We start from the raw sequence: 19786 nt of genomic DNA on the forward strand, positions 1-19786 counted from the left end.
GCATCCCGCAATGACGCATCAGCCCAGCGGGGTGAGCAGGCGCGGGCCTTCCTGCGCGCGTCCGACCATGTACACACCGCCTTCGGGCAGCAGATCGGTTCCGGCGACCAGGGCGTCCTCGCCGGTCTTCCACGGCGCCTGCTGGCGCGGGCCGGGGATGTAGGCGGCCCAGCGGCCGTAGCGCTCGCGCGAATCCTCGAAGGCGTAGCGCACCGGTACGCGTACGGTCCAGAAGTCGCGATCCTTTGCCTCGCCAGTGGTGGGTGGGGTGAACGTCCAACGTTTCGCATTCCTGACGCTGGCCTTGGCCAGGATATCGCGTAGCTGGTTCATCGCGCGCGCGGTGCCAATCACGGTCAGATTGGTCTGCTCGGCGATCACATCAGCCACCCTGCCATCACGGCCGACCTTGACCAGCAGCATGACCGTGCCCTCGCCCTGCATCGTCACCGCCATCGGTGGGTACTCCGGCGCGCGCAGTCCGTTGCTGGTCACCTTGTCGGTGCTGACCTCACGCTCGCCACCTGCTTTGCTGAAATTGGCATCGACCAGGCGCACACGCATGCTGCCTTCGTCCGGGTTGTCGGCGATCAGCCGCAGGCGCACCGCAGTGCGTGCCTGTACGGGCTTGCCATCGACCAGCACCGGTTCGAAACGCCAGCCCTGCACGGCGTTGTCCACGAAGCCGGCAATACCCGCATCGACTTTTTCGCGACGGTCGAGCTGGAACATTTCAACCTGGCCTTCGCGGCCGATGTCGATGACGCCGCTGAGGGTCATGCTTGCCTCGGCCTGCTTGCGTACCTCGCGCGCGGTCTGCGCAGCGGCGGTATCGATCAGCACCGCACCGCCACCCACGGCAAGGGCCAACGCCAGGAAAAGAGAAGAACGCATCACAGCCACTCCTTGTGCATGAAAACGATGAAGTCTGACGCCCGGGCCGATGCAACCTGGGGTCGGTTGGCCGACATCACTGCTCGGCAAGCGGGGTCAACAGACGCAGCCCGCGGGTGGCGCCGTCGACCATGTACACGCCGCCGGCCGGCAACAGGTCACTGCCGACCTGCGCGGCATCCCCGGTGGTGCGCCACGGGGCCTGCTGGCGCGGGCCGGGAATGTAGGCCTGCCAGCGCCCGTAGGGGCTGGGCGGTTGCCTGCTGCCCGTCTCGCTCAGCGCGAAGGTGACCGGCACGCGCACGGTCCAGAACGCCAGGCCTTTGTCCTCACCGGAGGTCGGCGGCGTGAACGTCCACTTGCGGGCCTCGCTGATGCTGGCCTTGGCCAGCATGTCGCGCATCTTCTTCATTGCGTGCTCGGGGGCGACCACGCCCATGTTCACCTGTTCGGCGACGACATCGGCAACCGCGCCGTCACGCTCGACCTTGACCAGCAGCATCACCTCGCCCTGTGCACCGACGCGGAAAGCCGCTTCCGGATAGCGCGGAGGCCGCATCTGGTTGGCAGTCACCGCGTCGGTGGCCTTTTCGTCGTACTCGCTGAAGTCCACGCTGGTCATGCGCACTTCGGTGTTGCCGTCAGCCCCGGGCCGGCCCAGCAGACGCACGCGCAACGGTGCATGTTTCGCCACGGGCTTGCCGTCCACCAGCGTGGGCTCGAACTGCCACTTGCGGATCGTGCCGTCCACGAACGCAGCGATGGCAGGCGCGATCGACGCCCGCTGGTCGAGCACCAGGCCGGTGACCGCGCCATCTGCGGCGACATCGATGTTGCCGGTCAAGACCATGCTGGCTTCAGCGGTGGCCCGCACCGCGCGCGTACTCTGCGCTGCGGCATCGGTGCTGAGCAGGGAGCCAGCGGTGCCGATCGCAAGCGCGAAGGCGAGAAACAGCGGAGAACGCATCATGGCCCGATCCTTGGTGATGAAGATGCCGAGATTACCCGAGTTTCCAGCCGCCGGTACAGCCGATCACGCCAACCGCTGCACAGTCGAATACGGGGGTGTGTCCGGATAATCACCCGCCGCAAAGCGCGCCTGCAGCGCCTGCCACCAGGCGGGGTCGAACAGATGCCGATAGTGCTCGCGTACCGCCGCCAGCTCCTGCGCCGGCAAGCCCATGAATGGCCCGAACCGCTCCGGGAACACATCGCGCGGACCGACATGGAACCAGGGCTCGTCGGCCATCGCTTCTTCGGCGGAGCTTGGCCTGGGCCAGGCGCGGAATACGCAGTCGCTGACCAGGCACAACTCGTCGTAGTCGTAGAACACGGCACGGCCGTGGCGCGACACGCCGAAGTTCTTCGGCAGCATGTCACCGGGGAAAATGTTGTTGCGCGCCATGTCGGTTATCGCCTGCGCATAGTCGAGCACGGCTGCACGCACGGCCTCGCCAGCCTGCTCGCGCAGGTAGAGGTTCAGTGGCCGGAAGCGACGCTGCACGTAGCACAACGCGATCTCCACCTCGTCGCCGTCCACGCGCACGCTCTGCGCGCACTGCTGCAGCAGCTCGTCCAGCAACGCCGGGGCAAAGCGTTCGCGCGGGAAACGCAGGTGCCGGTAGGGCTGTGCATCGAGCAGGCGGCCAACACGATCGAGGTTGAACACCAGCGCGTACTTTTCCTCCACCTGCTGGCGCGACATCGCCTTGGGCCAGGCAAAGCGGTCGCGGATCAGCTTGAACACCAGCGGATAGCTGGGCAGGGTGAACACCGCCATGACCATGCCCGGTGTGCCTTCGGCATGCGCCAGGCGCTCGTTCGGGTGTTCATTGAAGTGGCGGAAGAACGTCCGGTAGCGCTCGGTCTTGCCCTGCTTGGCGCGTCCGAGCACGGTGTAGATCTCGTCGATCGGCTTGCCCGGCAGCAGGCTGCGCAGGAACACCACGGCATCGCCAACGGTGCCCAGGTCGGCCTGGAAATAGCTGCGTGACACGCCGAACAGGTGGGCCACATCGCGACGCCGGGTCAGCACGGCATCGGCACGCAGGCCCTGGTCATCGTTGACCAGCGCGATCACGCACGGCGAGAAACGGTGTTCGCCGAACACGCGGCCGACCAGATAGGCGCGACGCTCGCGGTAGAACACGGTATCGAGCAGTTCGATGCTGCGTACTGGCGTGTCGCCCCAGTGCGCCAGATCGTCCTGCAGGCGCACGGCGATGGCGGCGGCACAGCGCAGCTGGTGCGCATAGGGAACATCAAAGCGGTAGTCGGCCAGCACCCGCTGCAGCGCCTCCACCGGCCGCGTCGGCGAAATGGCATAGGTATGCCGCGCCACCGGATGCGTGATTGCATCGGAGGGCTCGACATCGAAGGCGATGAACTCCACTTCCGGATCCACGCCACGGATGGCGAACAGCCGCCGCGCCAGGGTGTTGTAGAAGGTCTTGTACAGCTCTGCGTCGATCAGATCCTGCAGCAGAGCGCTGTAGTGCGCGTTCACCTGCAACCACAGCGCGCGTTCGCTGATGGCGTCACCGGCCAGCCGTCGCAGTGCATCCATCTGCTCGGCGATGCACTGGTCGTAGAGGGCGATGCGCTCCACCGCATCGTGGCGCGCCGCTGCCCAGTCACGCTGCTCGAAGCGCTTCCGCGCGCGGGCCGTGATCACCGCGAAACGAGTGTGGTACTGCTCGAAACCATCGCGGATGGCACCGGCAATGCGCGGCGCCAGCTCGGCAGCGATGTCAGGCTTGGACATGCACAGCTCACCCGGGAAGACCGGCTCCACCATACGCTGGCGTGGGGTAGCTTGTGTAGCGCCGAGCCATGTTCGGCTGCTTCTGCCTGGGAGAACCAGACAAACGCAACCATTCCTACAGACCCGGCGCCCCCCTGCTGCTTACCATTTCAGGCCAAGTAACGGCAAAAGGTGACGCATGCAGCAAATGACCCTGATCCCACGCATGGAGGAAGGCAACGTAATCCCGCAGCGCGCCCGCGACGGCTACATCAGCGCGACAGCGCTTTGCCAGTCCGTCGGCAAGCGCTGGTCCGACTACCGCGCATTGAAATCGACAGGCGAGTTCATCGAGGAGCTGACCACGCAGACCGGGCTTGCGGAGGACCAGCTCATCCACGTGGTGTCCGGGGGCAATGCGGCGATGCAGGGCACCTGGATCCACCCCTACCTGGCCATCAATCTCGGCCAGTGGCTGTCGCGCAAGTTCGCGGTGAAGGTATCGCAGTGGGTGGTGGAATGGCAGCAGGGCCGTGCGAACGCGGTCATGCCCGCCCACATCGAGCGCTACATGCAGAACCGTTCGAAGGTACCTTATACGCACTTCTCGATGTTGAACGAGCTGACCCTGAACCTGATTGCGCCGCTCGAACAGGCCGGCTACACCCTGCCGCAGGAGCTGGTGCCGGACATCTCCGAGGGCCGGTTGTTCTGCAAGTGGCTGCGCGATCACAAGGGTATCGAGCCCAACACCTTCGACACCTATGAGCACAGCTATCCAGACGGCCGCAACGTGCAGGCAAAGCTCTATCCGAACGAGCTCTACGAAGACTTCCGCCGGCACTTCAACGAAACCTGGCTTCCCCTGCACGCGCCCAGATACTTTGCTGCGCGCGACACGCAGGCGCTGACGTTCGTACGTACGCTCCTGCTGCCTTCGACGTGACATCGCACCGGAACGATCCCTGGCGTGCCGTGCAGCAGCCAGGGATCGACGCCATCGAGCCGGTTCAGATCGCCAGCTCGGCCTCCACGTCCTGCACCTTGCGCCGCGCCAGGGCGAGGTTGGACTTGGTCCGGTCCAGCACGATGTAGAAGAACAGGCCCTTCTTCTTCGCCACCGGGCGCATGATGTGGTACGCCTTTCCGAGCGAGATCAGGATGTCCTCGATGCAATCGTTGAGGTTGAGCGAGGCCGCGGTTTTCATCTTCGCGCGGATCACTTCGGTATTGCCGGCGGCAGCCACTTCCATGTCCATGCCCGAACCGGCCTCGCCCAGCAGCATGCCGCTCTCGTAGTCGACCAGCGCCACGGCCTGCGCGCCATCGATGCCCATCAGTGCAGCCAACGAATCATTCAATCCAGCCACGTTGCACCCCTCTCAATGTTGGTTCGAGCCCCTCGTTCCCCTGCGGCCGGGCTCACGATCCGCTGAGTTCGGCCAGGATCGCCTGGCCACATTCCCTGCTCTGCCACAGCACCTGGCCGATCACGCTGCGCTGGTCGCAGGCCGCCATCAGCAGCAGCGGTGCTCGACCTTCGGCCTGGATCGCGAGCATCAGTACCTTGCCGCCGGCGGCCTCCAGCATCAGCGTCTGCAGATCGCCCAGTGCCAGCTCGCGCCCCACCGCCGCAGCCAGGGCCAGCATTGCGCTGGTCATCGCCGCCAGGCGTTCACCGCGCCCCTCCGCACCAGCGCTGACCAGGGCAAAGCCATCGACACTGGCCAGCACCACGGTCCGTACCCCTTCCACCCGTTGCTGCAGGTCCTGCAGCAACGGTTGCAGGCGCTCACGCTGCTGCGCGTCCGGCAACGGCGCGCCTTGTCCATCAGCCATGTGCGGCCACCAGTGCATGCGCTTCCATTTCGCTCATCAGTACGTCCATCAGCAGCAGTCCTTGTTCGCGGTCACGGGCGTCCACGGCCAGCAACGGCAGCGGCTGGCCATCGAGGCGGGCGCGATCGGCCCAGTCATCCAGTGCCGCTGCCGGCACCTGGTCGAGATGGGTCACCGCCACCACCAGGGCCAATGCCGGACCGAACGGGCGCAGCACCTGCAGGTAAGCGTCCAGCTCAGCGGCCACCCCGGCCCGACGCGCGTCGAGCAGCAGCACGGCACCGCGCGCGCCCTGCAGCAGGATCGGCCACAGGAAATCGAAGCGCTGCTGGCCGGGCGTGCCGTAGAGACGCAGGCGCTCGCCGTTGGGCAGGTCGATATCGGCGTAGTCCAGCGCCACCGTGGTCGACGCCTTGTCCGCACCCGCGCGGTCGCTGTTGGCTACATCGGTGTCGACAACCGCGCCGGCGGCGATGCTGCGTACCAAGGTCGACTTGCCGCTGCCCATGCCGCCGAGCACCACCACCTTGTGCTCACGCATCGCGGTCACTCCCGCGCAGCGTGCGCCACAGGCGTGCGAGCAGGCTGGTGTCGGCAGTGCTGGCACGTGCGCCCGACAGCGGTGCGGCAGGCGCGACCTGCAGCTGTGCATAACCGCACAGGTAGGCGGCGTGGATGAAATCGCGCACGGCGGCGGCGGGAAGATCCAGCAGCATCGCGCATTCGTCCACCGTGCAGGCACGCTTGAGCAGCAGCGAACACAGACGGAAGCCATCGTGATCGTGGCCGAGCACGCGGAAATCCGGCCAGCGCAGCAGCTTCACCGACGCCCCGCGCAGGCGCTCGTCCAAGGCCTGCCAGTGGCGGCTGCGCTGTGCCCATTGCCACAGCAGCGGACGCAGCGGCAATCGCGTGCGGTCACCCGCCAGTGCCTGCAGCTGCGCCAGCTGCAATGCATCCAGAAACAGATGCTCGAAGCCCTGTGCCAGACGTTCCACCAGCACCGTGGCCGGCTCGTGCAGCAGCACCGCCTGGTCCTGTTCCAGATCCAGCAGCAACAGCGGCTCTGCGCCCTCGCCCAACAGCGCCTGGCCCTGCCGCAATGGCAGGCGCTCGCGCAATAGACGGGTGATCGCGTGCGCACCGTCCGCCAGGCGGATCGGTGTCGCTGCGGCACCGGCCTGCATGCCGCGTAGTGCGCGTCCTATCGCGCCATCATCCAATACGTCCTGGCCACCATCGCCTTCGCGCAACTGGCCACCGAGGTCTTCGATCCAGCAGTGCAGCCGCGGGCGCTGCTGGCGCATGCGTAGTGCCGCGTTGCGCAGCGCTGGCGTATCGCGGATCACCAGCAGGTCGCAGTCGTCCAGGTCCTGGCTGCGGCGGATCTGCCCGTCGGGCAACGCCGAGGCCAGCCGCAACCGTTGCAGCAGGGCCTGTTCGCCTTGGATATCGGTTCCCACTACGAGCACGCGTGCCATCCGTGTTCCCCGTGCGACCACCTCCCCGGCGGTCTCGCATCGCCAAGGCTAGGCCATGGCTTGCCGCCATCGTCGTGATCGACTGCTCATATTGGTGGCAGTAGTGAACAGGCACGCGTCCGTTCTGCGACGGCCATCGCGGGCAAGTTTCATGCCGTGTTGACGGCATTCCGACAGACGACGGATTTCACGGTTTTTGGCCCGAGTAGACCTACGCCACGGGTGGGGTCAGCTCCCTCTGCGGTGCAGAGGGATCTGACCCCGGCCCTCAAAAAAGAAACCCGCGCCGGAGCGCGGGTTTCAAGGTCACGACCGGGCAGCGATGGATCAGCCGCGCAACTGTTCCAGCGCAGCATTGAAGGTCGCGCTCGGACGCATCGCGGCAGCGGCCTTGGCCACGTCCGGACGGTAGTAGCCACCGATGTCCACGGCCTTGCCCTGCACCGCGATCAGCTCGTCGACGATCTTCTGCTCGTTGTCGGCCAGCGCCTTCGCCAACGGAGCGAAGCGTGCCTGCAGTGCAGCGTCTTCGTTCTGCGCAGCCAGCGCCTGCGCCCAGTACAGGGCGATGTAGAAGTGGCTGCCACGGTTGTCGATGCCACCCAGCTTGCGCGACGGCGACTTGTCGTTGTCCAGGAACTGACCGTTGGCCTCGTCCAGCGCCTTGGCCAGCACGCGGGCAGCGGCGTTGTCGTAACGATTGCCGAGGTGCTCCAGCGACGCAGCCAGGGCCAGGAATTCACCCAGCGAATCCCAACGCAGGTAGTCCTCTTCGACGAACTGCTGCACGTGCTTCGGGGCCGAACCACCGGCGCCGGTCTCGAACAGGCCACCACCGGCCATCAGCGGCACGATCGACAGCATCTTGGCGCTGGTACCCAGCTCCATGATCGGGAACAGGTCGGTGAGGTAATCGCGCAGCACGTTGCCGGTCACCGAAATGGTGTCCTCGCCCTTGCGGATGCGGGCCAGCGAGAACGCGGTCGCTTCCACCGGCGGCAGGATGCGGATGTCCAGGCCGTTGGTGTCGTGGTCCTTCAGGTACGTCTCGACCTTGGCGATGACCTGCGCGTCGTGGGCACGGGCGGCGTCCAGCCAGAACACGGCCGGGGTGCTGCTCAGGCGGGCGCGTTCGACGGCCAGCTTGACCCAGTCCTGGATCGGCGCGTCCTTGGTCTGGCACATGCGCCAGATATCGCCCGCTTCCACGGCGTGTTCGAACACCACCGCGCCGGCGTCGTCGGTGACCTTGACCACGCCGTCGGCAGCGATCTGGAAGGTCTTGTCGTGCGAACCGTACTCTTCAGCCTTCTGCGCCATCAGGCCGACGTTGGGCACCGAGCCCATGGTGGCCGGGTTGAAGGCACCGTTGGCCTTGCAGTCGTCGATGACGGCCTGGTACACACCGGCATAGCAGCGGTCCGGAATGACCGCCTTGGTATCCTGCAGCTTGCCTTCGGCGTTCCACATCTTGCCGGAGTCGCGGATCATCGCCGGCATCGAGGCGTCGACGATCACGTCGCTCGGCACGTGCAGGTTGGTGATGCCCTTGTCCGAGTTGACCATGGCCACGCCCGGGCGCTGTGCATACTCGGCGGCCAGGTCGGCTTCGATGGCGGTGCGGGTGGCTTCGGGCAGCGACGGCAGGCGCGCGGCCAGGTCACCGATGCCGTTGTTGGCATCGAAACCGGCCTGCTTGAGCACGTCGGCGTGCTTGGCCAGCACGTCCTTGTAGAACTCGTTGACCGCTACGCCGAACATGATCGGGTCGGAGACCTTCATCATGGTCGCCTTCAGGTGCAGCGAGAACAGCACGCCCTGGGCCTTGGCATCGGCGATCTGCTCGCCGATGAAAGCGGCCAGTGCCTTGCGGCTCATCACCGCGGCGTCGACGATCTCGCCGGCCTTGACCGCGGTCTTTTCCTTCAGCACGACGGTGCTGCCGTCGTTGCCGTGGAAGGTGATCTTCAGCGACCCGGCGTTGGCCAGCGTGGCCGACTTCTCGCTGCCGTAGAAATCGCCGGCGGCCATGTGCGCGACGTGCGACTTCGAATCGGACGCCCAGGCGCCCATACGGTGCGGATGCTTGCGGGCGTAGTTCTTCACCGACAGCGGTGCGCGCCGATCGGAGTTGCCTTCGCGCAGCACCGGATTGACCGCACTGCCCTTGACCTTGTCGTAGCGCGCCTTGTAGTCGCGCTGCTGGTCGTCGGCCGGGGTTTCCGGATAATCCGGCAGCGGATAACCCTGGTCCTGCAGTTCCTTGATGGCCGCCTTCAGCTGCGGCACCGAGGCGGAGATGTTCGGCAGCTTGATGATGTTGGCGTCGGGGGTGGTCGCCAGCTGGCCCAGCTCGGCCAGGTCATCGTTGACCTTCTGCGCATCGCTCAGCAGTTCCGGGAACAGCGAGAGGATGCGGCCGGACAGCGAGATGTCACGGGTTTCCACCGCGATGCCGGCGGTGGAGGTGTAGGCGTCGACGATCGGCAGCAGCGACTGGGTGGCCAGGAACGGTGCTTCGTCGGTCAGCGTGTAGAGGATCTTGGACATGGGGGACTTGGACTCTGTAGCAGTGCTCAGGGGAAGGCCGGCGCCAGCGCCGGGCCACGTGCAACCGTGTCGCTTTTCTCCGCCGCCGTCAGGGTGGGCGCGCGCCGGGGAAACCCCTGCATTGTCGCGTTTTCAGCCGCGCGGGGCAAAGCCGCGCCATACGCGGCGGTACTGGACCGCTGTGTTTCGTCATTGGCTCGCTTCCGGCCTGGAAACTGAGACTTGATGGCTAGTTCGACTTCTCGCGCGTTGAGGCACGCATGACCCACTCCGACAATCGCTGCCCCCACTCGGCACGCCTCGGACAGATCAATGTTTGTGAGCGCTTGCTTTGTTGGAAGCTGCAGATGCGGAATCCCCCAACGACGGTGGCGAGGCTGGCGAGTTCATCTGCTGTCGCTGCAGCACCTCGGATGTGCAGCGAACCGGCACCAGACACGCTGGGTCGAACGTAAACGTCGTACCGGGTGGAACGTCCTTCCGCCTTTGCGTATCCCGACACGGCGAATCCGCTCTCTGTGAAACGCAGCTCCGGCGTGCTTCCGGGAGCGGGCCTTTCAGGTGCATCGCCCTCGTAGATCAACGCGACTTCCCGATCCTCGCGTCTGACGCGGTGCACGCCGAAGTCAACAGGTGCCTCATAGGTCACGGACATGCCTGTCGGCACCCGTAGACAGGCCCCGTATAGGAAGTGGTCGCAACTGTAGCTCCACAGACTAGATTCCTGGGCCCACGAAGTGAGCGGGCACAGGAAAGCGAAGAAAACCAGAATCCGTGCAAGCATCTCAACGCTCCCGTTTCTGAACCGCCGAATCCCCCTCCACGATTCCACCGATGGCATGGCTGTCAATCACACCAGGAACCCTATTCATGATTCCGTCGCCGCCCGCAGGATTTGGCTGCCCCGTCGTCTTGTCATAAAGATCATCCACACCGCCAAGATGTGACATTTCATGAGGAACAACACCCTTGTCAAATCTATCCAGAACATTGATCTCGGCCTTCTTTCCGCCTAACTCCGCGAAACTCCGTCCGCTGCGGTGGGAGGTTTCCCCGTTGACAAGTTTTATCTCATTACGGGCGGCCCGCGGGGTCCGTTTATCAATGTCAGTGACCTCGACCGTCACGCGCGTCTCCTTTCCGCCAATATCATAGGTTCCTGACATTGATGCCACCTGCTCTTTGAAGGTCGCTATGTTCTTGGGTGTCGCACCATCCCCTGAAAACTTTGTTGGGAAGCTGATTTTTACCGAACCGTCCTTCATCCGCGTAACCACAGGAACTCTGCCGTCCGGATCGACAAAGTTGTAAGGACTGCTATTGGCGTATCGGTACCTGTTGAAGAGGGAAGACTTCCCACCATAGGCAGCGACGGGATCTACACTGAGAAAAGCACCGATTTCGGGAGAGTAGTATCGTTGCTGCATATAATTGAGACCTGTCGTGGAATCAAACACATGGCCTGAGTAACCAGGACCATCTGCCGCGGCGATTCCAACGACAGAGCCATAAGGTTCGTATGCAAATCTCTCGATCACGTTCCCGTGTGAGTCCGTAATAGCCACCGGACTCCCAAGTGCATCCGTATGAACATAGGTGACTACTTCACCGTCCGCCGACGCCATTGCCAGCGTGAGAACAATCCAGTCGAGCATCCCATCCCTCCCACATTTTCGTATCCCGTTCAGCGTACCCGAGATCCCCCTCGATCAAGCATCGCCCAGAAAAAAAGACGCAGCCTCGCGGCTGCGTCCATCGTGAGTCCAACCGGGAGAGAGTCGGCGGGACTTACTTGACCTCGAACTCCTGCGGCGTTCCGGCCGCCTTACCATCAACCATGACTTCGGCGCGGTACTTGCCGGCCGGCCAGCCATTGGCATTCTTGAAGGTGATGTTGGTGGTCTCGGCACCGCTGGTGTTCAGGGTTGCGTTCTGCTCGCCGGCCACCTGGCCATCCTGGAAGGTCAGCTTGGCGCCGACGGTGACATTGTTGGCTGCGCCATCGGTCTTCACCGAGACGACCACATCATCCTTCGGCGCGAACAGGGCGGCAGTGGCCACCGACTTGTCAGCAGCGGCAGACTTGCCGACGGTGACCGCCGACACCGCTACGGCCGATGCAGCCATCGGCGGCGGCGCGCCGGTCATCGGCGCGGGCGCTTCGGCCGGCGTGGTCGCTGCCGGAGCCGCGTTGTTGTCTGCGGTTTCTTCCTTCTTCTTGCAGCCCACCAGGGCGACACTGCCCAGCAGCGCGGCCAGCAGGGCATTCTGAAGCGGGGTCGTCTTGATCATTCGGGGTTCCTCACAGGGATTGTCGAACGGCGATTGGATCGCCGGCATTACTTCGGCGGCAGTTTCAGGGTCTGGCCCGGGAAGATCTTGTCCGGGTCGTCGAGCACATCGCGGTTGGCTTCGAAGATCTTCTTCCAGGCGTTGGCATCGCCCAGGTGCTGCTTGGCGATCTTCGACAGCGAATCACCCTTCTGCACGGTGTAGGTGCCACCGCTGACCACCTCGGCGGTACTGTCCACCGAGGCACTGACGCCGGAGAAGTCCGCCTTGGGGACCTGCTGGGCGGTACTGTCGACGCTGCCACTGACGCCGGAGAAATCGGCTTTCTTCTCGGTACTCATCCACACACTCCCGTCTGTATGACTACATGGCTGGCACGGTGTCATAGAGGTTGTTAAATGGGGATGGTGCCGATGTGAAGCCGCCCCCCGGGGCGGCTGAACAATCGAGGCGGAACGCCCCCGATGGGCTCGCCGGGCATGGCCCGGCACTACCCGCCACAAGGCGGCCCCACGGTAGCGCCGGGCCATGCCCGGCGACGCTTATTGCCGCAGTTCGCGGTAGGTCGCGGCCGGGGCGGCGATGCCGTGGCTGGCGCGCCACGGGTTGATGTCCAGGCCACCGCGACGGGTATAGCGGGCTTCCACCTCCAGCCACTGCGGTCGGCAGCGCGCGGACACTTCACTGAAGATGCGCTCGACGCACTGCTCGTGGAATTCGGCGTGCTCGCGGTAGCTGACCAGGTAGCGCAGCAGGCCGGCACGATCGATCTGCGGGCCGCGATAGCGCACGCTGACGGTGGCCCAGTCCGGCTGACCGGTGACCGGGCAGTTGGACTTCAGCAGGGCCGAGACCAGAGTCTCCTCCACCAGCGCATCGGCGTTGGCCGACAGATAGTCCGCCTGCGGCGGGCCATAGCAGTCGATGTCCACATCAAGGCCGTCGATCAACTCGCCCAGCGGCGACTCGCGCAGCGCCGGCAGCCCGAACGTGACCTGGACCGGGGCACCGGCGCAGGCCGACAGGTCGGCGACGAGACGCTCACGCAGGGCTTCGGCACTGTCCAGGCGGGTGCTGTTGAGCGAGTTCAGGTACAGCTTGAACGACTTCGACTCGATCAGCCGCGACGAGGTGCACGGCACCTGCACGGTGGCGACGGCGACCTGCGGTTTGCCACGCGGGTCGAGCCAGCTCAGCTCGAAGGCGTGCCAGCGGTCGTGGCCGACGAACGGCAGCGCGGCCTCGTCCAGGCCGATCTCGGCGCGGGCGCCGACGCGGGGGATGGGAAACAGCAGGCCGGGATCGTACTGCGACGGGTAACTGACCTCGCGACCGAGGCTGGAGTCCTGTGGGGTGTTCATGGTGCTTATTGTATCGCGCGCAGGGCGGGCCCTCGGCCGGGTCGGCCAACGGCGGAGCCCCTCCGTGGTGGGTGGGTTGGTCGCGTACAGCCGGGATTCTGGGTTTGGCCGGGCGGGGAGGCTGGGCAGGGGGCGCTGCAAGTACGTCCATGTAAGCTCGGTCGCCGCATCCATGCGGCTCACGCCCCTGCCCAGCCTCCCCGCCCGGCCTCTGACAGTTTCCTGCGCGCGGCCGCCACCACGGGAAAGATCAGGAAAATCAAAATCAAAAGCCGATGCTTCAGACGTTCATGACGTCCGCCGTGTCGACCAAGGTCGACACCTACCAAAGCAGGATGTCGTTCCGACAGCAGCAGGAAACTGTCGAAGGCGGGGTGGGTCCGGTGGCAGGGGCGTGAGCGCCATGGATGGCGCGACCGAGGCTACAGGGACGTACTTGCGCCGTCCCCTGCCACCGGATCCACCCCGCCATCCCTCGGATAGCCAGCTTTTGCCGTTGCTCCGGCTGTTGCCGTTGCCTCGGCGGGTGCAGGGCTGCAGGCCCTGCCTGCAACCCTCACCCCGCCGGGGTGCCGGCGCCGTGCAGGTAATCCAGGCTCACCTGCAGCAGCGCGCGGAATCCGACATCCAGCGCCTTCTCATCCAGCAGGAACTTCGGCGAATGATTGGCCGGCGCCGTCGCCGGGTCGATGCCCACGCTGGTGGAGCCGACGAAGAAGAACATGCCCGGCACTTCCTTGGCGTACAGCGAGAAATCCTCCGCGCCCATCTGCAGCGGCGGCTCGTACACGTTGTCCTTGCCCACCACCGCCTGCAGGCTTGGCAGCATCTTCGCGGTCAACGCCGGGTCGTTCACCGTGGCCGGGTTGCCTTCCGATTCGTAGATGTCGGTCACCGCCTTGGCCCCGTGCGCGGCAGCCGTATGCTCGGCCACGTTGCGCAGGTCGGCGAAGATCTGCTGGCGCATGCCTTCGTCGAAGGTGCGGATGGTGCCGACCATCTCCACTTCATCGGGAATGATGTTGTAGCGGATGCCGCCGTTGATCGCGCCGAAGGTCAGCACCGCCGGCTGCTTGGAGAGGTTGGCGCGGCGGCTGACGATGGTCTGTGCGGTGCCGATCAGATCGGCAGTGGCCACAATCGGGTCGACGCCGTTCCACGGTGCCGAGCCATGCGTCTGCCGGCCGATCACCTTGATGCCGAAACGATCGGACGCGGCCATCAGCGGGCCACCGCGCACCGCGATCTGCCCTGCCTGCACGCTGGAGAACACATGCAGGCCGAATACGGCTTCCGGCTTGAAGTCGGCAAACAGGCCTTCCTTCAGCATCAGCGCTGCACCGCCCTCTTCCGGCGGCGGCGCACCTTCCTCGGACGGCTGGAAGATCAGCATCACCTGGCCCGGCAGATCCTTCTTCATCGCCACCAGCGCTTCGGCCACGCCCAGCAGGGTGGCGGTGTGCGCGTCATGACCACAGGCGTGCATCACGCCTACGGTCTGCCCGCGGTACTGCGCAGTGGCCTTGGAGGCGAACGGCAAGCCGGTCTGCTCGGTCACCGGCAGTGCGTCCATGTCGGCGCGCAGGGCGATCTTCGGGCCGGGCTTGCCGCCTTCGATGATCGCCACCACGCCGTGGTGGGCGATGCCGGTCTTCGGCTTCAGGCCCATCGCACGCAGGCGCTTGGCGACCTCGGCGGAGGTGCGCTCCTCGCGATTGGACAGTTCCGGGTGCTGATGGAAATCGCGTCGCCATTCAACCACCTTGGCCTGCAGGCGCTGCGCGGCAGCGGTCACTTCCGGGCGCTGGGCGTCCTCGGCATGGGCAAGGGCCGGCAGGGCCAGCAGCAGGGCGGACAGCAGCAACGAACGGCGCATCTCGATCTCCACGGAAGGGGTCTGCACCTGAATGTAGGGCAACCTCGCCGCTACGGGAACCTCCACCGTCGCCCACCGGTCTGAGCGCCCGTCCCATCCGTCATGCAGGAAACCCGGTGGGCCACAGGTATGCTTTGCGCATTGCCACCCGGGGTGCCACCCCGTCCAGCCCTCTTGGAGTCTTGAATGTCACGTGTTTGGAAGATCGTGCTGCTGGTCGTGGCGGTACTGGTGCTGGCCGTGGTCGGCCTGCGCGTACTCGGTGGCGGCAAGGACAAGGCCGCGGGGCAGGAAGCAGGCGCCCGTGAGGGTGGTGAAGATCCCGATGCCGGCCCGGTGCCGGTGACCGTGGTCGATGCCGTACGCCAGGACGTGCCGGTGTATGCCAGCGCGCTGGGCACGGTGACCGCGATGAACACCGTGACCGTCAGCCCGCAGGTGGGCGGCCAGCTGATGAGCCTCAATTTCCGCGAAGGCCAGGAAGTGAAGAAGGGCGACGTGCTGGCGGTGATCGACCCGCGCACCGCCCAGGCCAGCTATGACCAGGCCGTTGCCTCCAAGCGCCAGAACGAAGCCCTGCTGGCCACCGCGCGCTCGAACTACCAGCGCTCGAACGCGCCGGAGTACCGCCAGTTCGTGGCCAAGACCGATCTGGATACACAACGAAACCAGGTGGCACAGTACGAAAGCGCAGTGGCGGCCAATGAAGCCAGCATGCGTTCGGCGCAGGTGCAGCTGCAGTACACCAAGGTCACCGCGCCGATCACCGGTATCGCCGGCATCCGCGCGGTCGACGCCGGCAATGTGGTCAACGCCGGCACCGCACTGGTCACCCTGACCCAGATCCATCCGATCCACGTGCTGTTCAACCTGCCCGAACGCCAGCTCGGCGACGTGCGCCAAGCGCAGACCGCCGGCAGCGTGCCGGTCGCAGCGCTGGACCGCGCCGATTCGCACGTGCTCAGCGGCGACGGCAAGCTGGATGTGGTCGACAACCTGATCAGCGCCGACAGCGGCACCTTCAAGGCGCGCGCGGTGTTCGACAACACCGACAACGGCCTGTGGCCGGGCCAGTTCGTCAATGTGCGCATGCAGTTGCGCACCATCGGCGGCGGCGTGGTGATCCCCACCCAGGCAGTGCTGCGTGGCCCAGACGGCGAGTACGTCTACGTCGTGCAGGGCGACAACACGGTGAAGATGCAGACTGTGCGCAGTGGCGTGGAAGTGGGCGACAGCCAGGTGCAGATCGCCGAAGGCCTGAAAGGTGGCGAGCGCGTGGTCAGCGAAGGCCAGTTCCGCCTGAAGCCGGGCAGCAAGGTGACCGCGCTGAAGCCGGGCGAGACGCCGGCTGCACCGACCGAGGCCGAACTGAAGGCCGCCGAACAGAAGAGTGGTGGCGGTCGCCGCGGTGGTGGCCCGCGCTGAGCGCAGGCCCCTGCTCTTCCCCGCGCCGGCGATCCCGCCGGCGCTGCCATTGAAGTGCCAGCAAGGATCAGTCCGTGGGCTTTTCGACGATCTTCATCCGCCGCCCGATTGCCACCTCGCTGTTGATGGCGGGCTTGTTGCTCCTGGGCATCCTCGGTTACCGCAAGCTGCCGGTGTCGGCGCTGCCGGAAATCGATGCGCCCAGCCTGGTGGTGACCACCCAGTACCCCGGTGCCAACGCCACCACCATGGCCTCGCTGGTGACCACGCCGCTGGAGCGCCAGTTCGGGCAGATCTCCGGGCTGGAACTGATGACCTCCGATTCCTCGGCGGGGTTGTCCACGATCATCCTGCAGTTCTCGATGGACCGCGACATCGACATCGCCGCACAGGATGTGCAGGCGGCGATCCGCCAGGCCACCCTGCCCTCGTCGCTGCCGTACCAGCCGGTCTACAACCGGGTGAATCCGGCAGACGCGGCCATCGTCACCCTCAAGCTGACCTCCGATACGCGGCCGCTGCGCGACGTCAACAACTACGCGGACTCGATCCTCGCCCAGCGCCTGTCGCAGGTGCAGGGCGTGGGCCTGGTGTCGATCGCCGGCAACGTGCGTCCGGCCGTGCGCATCCAGGTCAATCCGGCGCAGCTGTCCAACATGGGCCTGACCCTGGAAGAGCTGCGCAGCGCGCTCACCCAGGCCAACGTCAACGCGCCGAAGGGCTCGTTGAACGGCAAGACCCAGTCCTACAGCATCGGCACCAACGACCAGCTGGCCAGTGCCGCCGAGTACCGCGACACCATCATCAGCTACAGGAACGGCCGCCCGGTGCGGCTGTCCGACGTGGCCGAAGTGATCGATGGCGTGGAGAACGACCAGCTGGCCGCATGGGCCGATGGCAAGCCGGCGGTGCTGCTGGAAGTGCGCCGCCAGCCCGGCGCCAACATCGTGCAGACCGTGGAGCGCATCCGCGCGCTGCTGCCGCAGCTGCAGGGCGTGCTGCCGGCCGACGTGCACCTGGACGTGTTCTCCGACCGCACCGAAACCATCCGCGCGTCGGTGCATGAAGTGCAGTTCACCCTGATCCTGACCATCGGCCTGGTGGTGGCGGTGATCTTCGTGTTCCTGCGCCGGTTCTGGGCCACGATCATTCCCTCGGTGGCGGTGCCGTTGTCGCTGGCCGGCACCTTCGCGGTGATGGCCTTTACCGGCATGTCGCTGGACAACCTCTCGCTGATGGCCCTGGTGGTGGCCACCGGCTTCGTGGTCGACGATGCGATCGTGATGATCGAGAACATCGTGCGCTACATCGAACAAGGCAAGAGTGGCAAGGAAGCGGCCGAGATCGGTGCGCGCCAGATCGGCTTCACCGTGCTGTCGCTGACGGTTTCACTGGTGGCGGTGTTCCTGCCGCTGCTGCTGATGCCCGGCGTCACCGGCCGCCTGTTCCACGAGTTCGCCTGGGTGCTGAGCATCGCCGTGGTGCTGTCGATGCTGATCTCGCTGACGCTCACCCCGATGATGTGCGCCTACCTGCTCAAGCCCGATGCGCTGCCCGAGGGCGAGGACGCGCACGAGCGTGCCGCCGCGGCCGGCAAGCAGAACCTGTGGACGCGCACCGTCGGCCTGTACGAGCGCAGCCTGGACTGGGTGCTGGAACACCAGCCCCTCACCCTGGCCGTGGCCGCTGCCGCGCTGGTGTTGACCGTGCTGCTGTACGTGTTGATTCCCAAGGGCCTGTTGCCCGAACAGGACACCGGCCTGATCACCGCCGTGGTCCAGGCCGACCAGAACATCGCGTTCCCGCAGATGGAGCAGCGTACCAAGCAGGTGGCCGAAGCGCTGCGCAAGGACCCGGACGTGACCGGCGTATCGGCCTTCATCGGCGCCGGCAGCATGAATCCCACCCTCAACCAGGGCCAGCTGTCGATCGTGCTGAAAGAGCGCGGCGAGCGCGATGGACTGGATGACATCCTGCCGCGCCTGCAGAAGTCCGTCGCCGGCATTCCCGGCGTGGCGCTGTACCTGAAGCCGGTACAAGACGTGACCCTGGACACCCGCGTGGCCGCCACCGAGTACCAGTACTCGCTGTCGGACGTGGACAGCGCGGAGGTGGCACTGCAGGCCAACCGCCTGACCCAGGCGCTGCGCCAGCGCCCGGAACTGGCCGACGTCGACAACAACCTGTCCAACCAGGGCCGCGCACTGGAATTGAACATCGACCGCGACAAGGCCAGCGTGCTGGGCGTGCCGATGCAGACCATCGACGACACGCTCTACGATGCGTTCGGCCAGCGCCAGATCTCGACCATCTTCACCGAGCTCAACCAGTACCGGGTGGTGCTGGAAGTGGCGCCGCAGTTCCGCACCAGCACTGCGCTGATGGAACAGCTGGCGGTCGCCTCCAATGGTGCCGGCGCGCTGACCGGTACCAATGCGACCAGCTTCGGCCAGGTCACCTCGTCCAACTCGTCCACCGCCACCGGTATCGGCGCGCAGAACACCGGCATCACCGTCGGTGCGGGCAGCATCATCCCGCTGTCGGCGCTGGCCGAGGCCAAGGTGTCCAGCGCGCCGCTGCTGGTCAGCCACCAGCAGCAGCTGCCTGCGGTGACGGTGTCGTTCAACGTCGCCCCGGGCTATTCGCTGTCCGATGCGGTCAAGGCCATCGAAGAGACCAAGACCAGCCTGGACATGCCGGCACACGTGCATGCGCAGTTCATCGGCAAGGCCGCCGAATTCACCGGCAGCCAGACCGACGTGGTGTGGCTGCTGCTGGCGTCGCTGGTGGTGATCTACATCGTGCTGGGCGTGCTGTACGAGAGCTACATCCACCCGATCACGATCATCTCGACCCTGCCGCCGGCCGGCGTCGGCGCGCTGCTGGCACTGATGGTCTGTGGCCTGAGCCTGTCGGTGGACGGCATCGTCGGCATCGTGCTGCTGATCGGCATCGTCAAGAAGAACGGCATCATGATGGTCGACTTCGCCATCGAGGCGCGGCGCACCGGCGCCAACGCGCGCGAGGCCATCCGCCGCGCCTGCCTGCTGCGCTTCCGCCCGATCATGATGACCACCGCGGCGGCCATGCTCGGCGCGTTGCCGCTGGCGCTGGGCACCGGCATCGGCTCGGAACTGCGTCGCCCGCTGGGCATCGCCATCGTCGGCGGCCTGCTGCTGTCACAGCTGGTGACCCTGTACACCACGCCGGTGATCTACCTGTACATGGAGCGCTTCTCGGAATGGCTTGCACGTCGCCGTGAACAGCGCGCGCTGCGTGATGGCACGGTGCAGGAGCCGCAGGCATGACCCTGGCCCCGCACCTC

The 19786-nt window shown here is 65.7% G+C and carries 17 protein-coding genes; 3 read left to right on the forward strand and 14 right to left on the reverse strand.

What is annotated here, in order from left to right:
- Nucleotides 1-18: 18 nt before the first annotated feature.
- From QP457_RS19575 to aceK, 3 genes are all read right to left on the reverse strand, one after another.
- Nucleotides 19-894: an energy transducer TonB gene (locus QP457_RS19575; protein ID WP_240196525.1), complete on the reverse strand. Its 876-nt coding sequence runs from the start codon at nucleotides 892-894 to the stop codon at nucleotides 19-21.
- A 76-nt stretch (nucleotides 895-970) separates the two neighbouring features.
- Nucleotides 971-1864 (reverse strand): energy transducer TonB, encoded by an 894-nt coding sequence (locus tag QP457_RS19580; protein ID WP_180165272.1) that lies wholly within the window; start codon nucleotides 1862-1864, stop codon nucleotides 971-973.
- Nucleotides 1865-1927: 63 nt separating this feature from the next.
- Complete coding sequence (gene aceK / locus QP457_RS19585) at nucleotides 1928-3658, reverse strand: bifunctional isocitrate dehydrogenase kinase/phosphatase (protein WP_205405148.1); 1731 nt, start codon at nucleotides 3656-3658, stop codon at nucleotides 1928-1930.
- A gap of 178 nt (nucleotides 3659-3836) precedes the next feature.
- On the opposite strand from aceK, the gene QP457_RS19590 reads away from it, so the two are divergent.
- Nucleotides 3837-4583, forward strand: coding sequence for a KilA-N domain-containing protein (locus QP457_RS19590; protein ID WP_205405149.1), 747 nt, complete (start codon nucleotides 3837-3839; stop codon nucleotides 4581-4583).
- A gap of 64 nt (nucleotides 4584-4647) precedes the next feature.
- Here the strand turns inward: QP457_RS19590 and QP457_RS19595 are convergent, their stop codons facing one another.
- From QP457_RS19595 to QP457_RS19645, 11 genes are all read right to left on the reverse strand, one after another.
- On the reverse strand, nucleotides 4648-5007 hold the full coding sequence (locus QP457_RS19595) for a hypothetical protein (RefSeq protein WP_205405150.1): 360 nt from the start codon (nucleotides 5005-5007) through the stop codon (nucleotides 4648-4650).
- Between the two features lie 52 nt (nucleotides 5008-5059).
- Nucleotides 5060-5476, reverse strand: coding sequence for a roadblock/LC7 domain-containing protein (locus QP457_RS19600; protein WP_032976421.1), 417 nt, complete (start codon nucleotides 5474-5476; stop codon nucleotides 5060-5062).
- Entirely contained in the window at nucleotides 5469-6017 is a 549-nt protein-coding gene (locus tag QP457_RS19605; protein WP_089237316.1) for an ATP/GTP-binding protein, read from the reverse strand. The genes QP457_RS19600 and QP457_RS19605 overlap by 8 nt, the downstream gene beginning before the upstream one ends.
- Entirely contained in the window at nucleotides 6010-6957 is a 948-nt protein-coding gene (locus tag QP457_RS19610; protein ID WP_205405151.1) for a hypothetical protein, read from the reverse strand. Before QP457_RS19610 ends, QP457_RS19605 begins: the two co-directional genes overlap by 8 nt.
- A gap of 327 nt (nucleotides 6958-7284) precedes the next feature.
- Nucleotides 7285-9507: an NADP-dependent isocitrate dehydrogenase gene (locus QP457_RS19615; RefSeq protein ID WP_205405152.1), complete on the reverse strand. Its 2223-nt coding sequence runs from the start codon at nucleotides 9505-9507 to the stop codon at nucleotides 7285-7287.
- Between the two features lie 229 nt (nucleotides 9508-9736).
- A complete protein-coding gene (locus tag QP457_RS19620; RefSeq protein ID WP_286040862.1) occupies nucleotides 9737-10162 on the reverse strand; it encodes a hypothetical protein in 426 nt (141 codons plus the stop codon).
- Nucleotides 10163-10292: 130 nt separating this feature from the next.
- A complete protein-coding gene (locus QP457_RS19625; protein WP_205405153.1) occupies nucleotides 10293-11162 on the reverse strand; it encodes an RHS repeat-associated core domain-containing protein in 870 nt (289 codons plus the stop codon).
- A 133-nt stretch (nucleotides 11163-11295) separates the two neighbouring features.
- Nucleotides 11296-11799, reverse strand: coding sequence for a hypothetical protein (locus QP457_RS19630; RefSeq protein ID WP_205405154.1), 504 nt, complete (start codon nucleotides 11797-11799; stop codon nucleotides 11296-11298).
- A 47-nt stretch (nucleotides 11800-11846) separates the two neighbouring features.
- Nucleotides 11847-12140 carry a LysM peptidoglycan-binding domain-containing protein gene (locus tag QP457_RS19635; protein WP_025878595.1) on the reverse strand — a complete coding sequence of 98 codons (294 nt, stop codon included), beginning with the start codon at nucleotides 12138-12140 and terminating at the stop codon, nucleotides 11847-11849.
- A gap of 201 nt (nucleotides 12141-12341) precedes the next feature.
- Nucleotides 12342-13160 (reverse strand): NADPH-dependent 7-cyano-7-deazaguanine reductase QueF, encoded by an 819-nt coding sequence (gene queF / locus QP457_RS19640; RefSeq protein WP_205407011.1) that lies wholly within the window; start codon nucleotides 13158-13160, stop codon nucleotides 12342-12344.
- A 556-nt stretch (nucleotides 13161-13716) separates the two neighbouring features.
- Nucleotides 13717-15036 carry a M20 family metallopeptidase gene (locus QP457_RS19645; protein ID WP_176022107.1) on the reverse strand — a complete coding sequence of 440 codons (1320 nt, stop codon included), beginning with the start codon at nucleotides 15034-15036 and terminating at the stop codon, nucleotides 13717-13719.
- A 186-nt stretch (nucleotides 15037-15222) separates the two neighbouring features.
- Between QP457_RS19645 and QP457_RS19650 the strand changes: the two genes are divergently transcribed.
- Both QP457_RS19650 and QP457_RS19655 read left to right on the forward strand, forming a co-directional pair.
- Nucleotides 15223-16461 carry an efflux RND transporter periplasmic adaptor subunit gene (locus QP457_RS19650; protein ID WP_205405202.1) on the forward strand — a complete coding sequence of 413 codons (1239 nt, stop codon included), beginning with the start codon at nucleotides 15223-15225 and terminating at the stop codon, nucleotides 16459-16461.
- Between the two features lie 74 nt (nucleotides 16462-16535).
- Nucleotides 16536-19769, forward strand: coding sequence for an efflux RND transporter permease subunit (locus tag QP457_RS19655; RefSeq protein WP_205405203.1), 3234 nt, complete (start codon nucleotides 16536-16538; stop codon nucleotides 19767-19769).
- The last annotated feature ends 17 nt before the right edge of the window (nucleotides 19770-19786 follow it).

Source organism: Stenotrophomonas sp. As-7, from assembly GCF_030291015.1.
GTDB lineage: Bacteria > Pseudomonadota > Gammaproteobacteria > Xanthomonadales > Xanthomonadaceae > Stenotrophomonas > Stenotrophomonas lactitubi.

Coding starts and splice junctions, on each gene's coding strand:
- QP457_RS19575 (WP_240196525.1), bottom strand. CDS start 894: ATGCGTTCTTCTCTTTTCCTGGCGTTGGCCCTTGCCGTGGGTGGCGGT.
- QP457_RS19580 (WP_180165272.1), bottom strand. CDS start 1,864: ATGATGCGTTCTCCGCTGTTTCTCGCCTTCGCGCTTGCGATCGGCACC.
- aceK (WP_205405148.1), bottom strand. CDS start 3,658: ATGTCCAAGCCTGACATCGCTGCCGAGCTGGCGCCGCGCATTGCCGGT.
- QP457_RS19590 (WP_205405149.1), top strand. CDS start 3,837: ATGCAGCAAATGACCCTGATCCCACGCATGGAGGAAGGCAACGTAATC.
- QP457_RS19600 (WP_032976421.1), bottom strand. CDS start 5,476: ATGGCTGATGGACAAGGCGCGCCGTTGCCGGACGCGCAGCAGCGTGAG.
- QP457_RS19605 (WP_089237316.1), bottom strand. CDS start 6,017: ATGCGTGAGCACAAGGTGGTGGTGCTCGGCGGCATGGGCAGCGGCAAG.
- QP457_RS19610 (WP_205405151.1), bottom strand. CDS start 6,957: ATGGCACGCGTGCTCGTAGTGGGAACCGATATCCAAGGCGAACAGGCC.
- QP457_RS19615 (WP_205405152.1), bottom strand. CDS start 9,507: ATGTCCAAGATCCTCTACACGCTGACCGACGAAGCACCGTTCCTGGCC.
- QP457_RS19620 (WP_286040862.1), bottom strand. CDS start 10,162: ATGTCCGTGACCTATGAGGCACCTGTTGACTTCGGCGTGCACCGCGTC.
- QP457_RS19625 (WP_205405153.1), bottom strand. CDS start 11,162: ATGCTCGACTGGATTGTTCTCACGCTGGCAATGGCGTCGGCGGACGGT.
- QP457_RS19630 (WP_205405154.1), bottom strand. CDS start 11,799: ATGATCAAGACGACCCCGCTTCAGAATGCCCTGCTGGCCGCGCTGCTG.
- QP457_RS19635 (WP_025878595.1), bottom strand. CDS start 12,140: ATGAGTACCGAGAAGAAAGCCGATTTCTCCGGCGTCAGTGGCAGCGTC.
- queF (WP_205407011.1), bottom strand. CDS start 13,160: ATGAACACCCCACAGGACTCCAGCCTCGGTCGCGAGGTCAGTTACCCG.
- QP457_RS19645 (WP_176022107.1), bottom strand. CDS start 15,036: ATGCGCCGTTCGTTGCTGCTGTCCGCCCTGCTGCTGGCCCTGCCGGCC.
- QP457_RS19650 (WP_205405202.1), top strand. CDS start 15,223: ATGTCACGTGTTTGGAAGATCGTGCTGCTGGTCGTGGCGGTACTGGTG.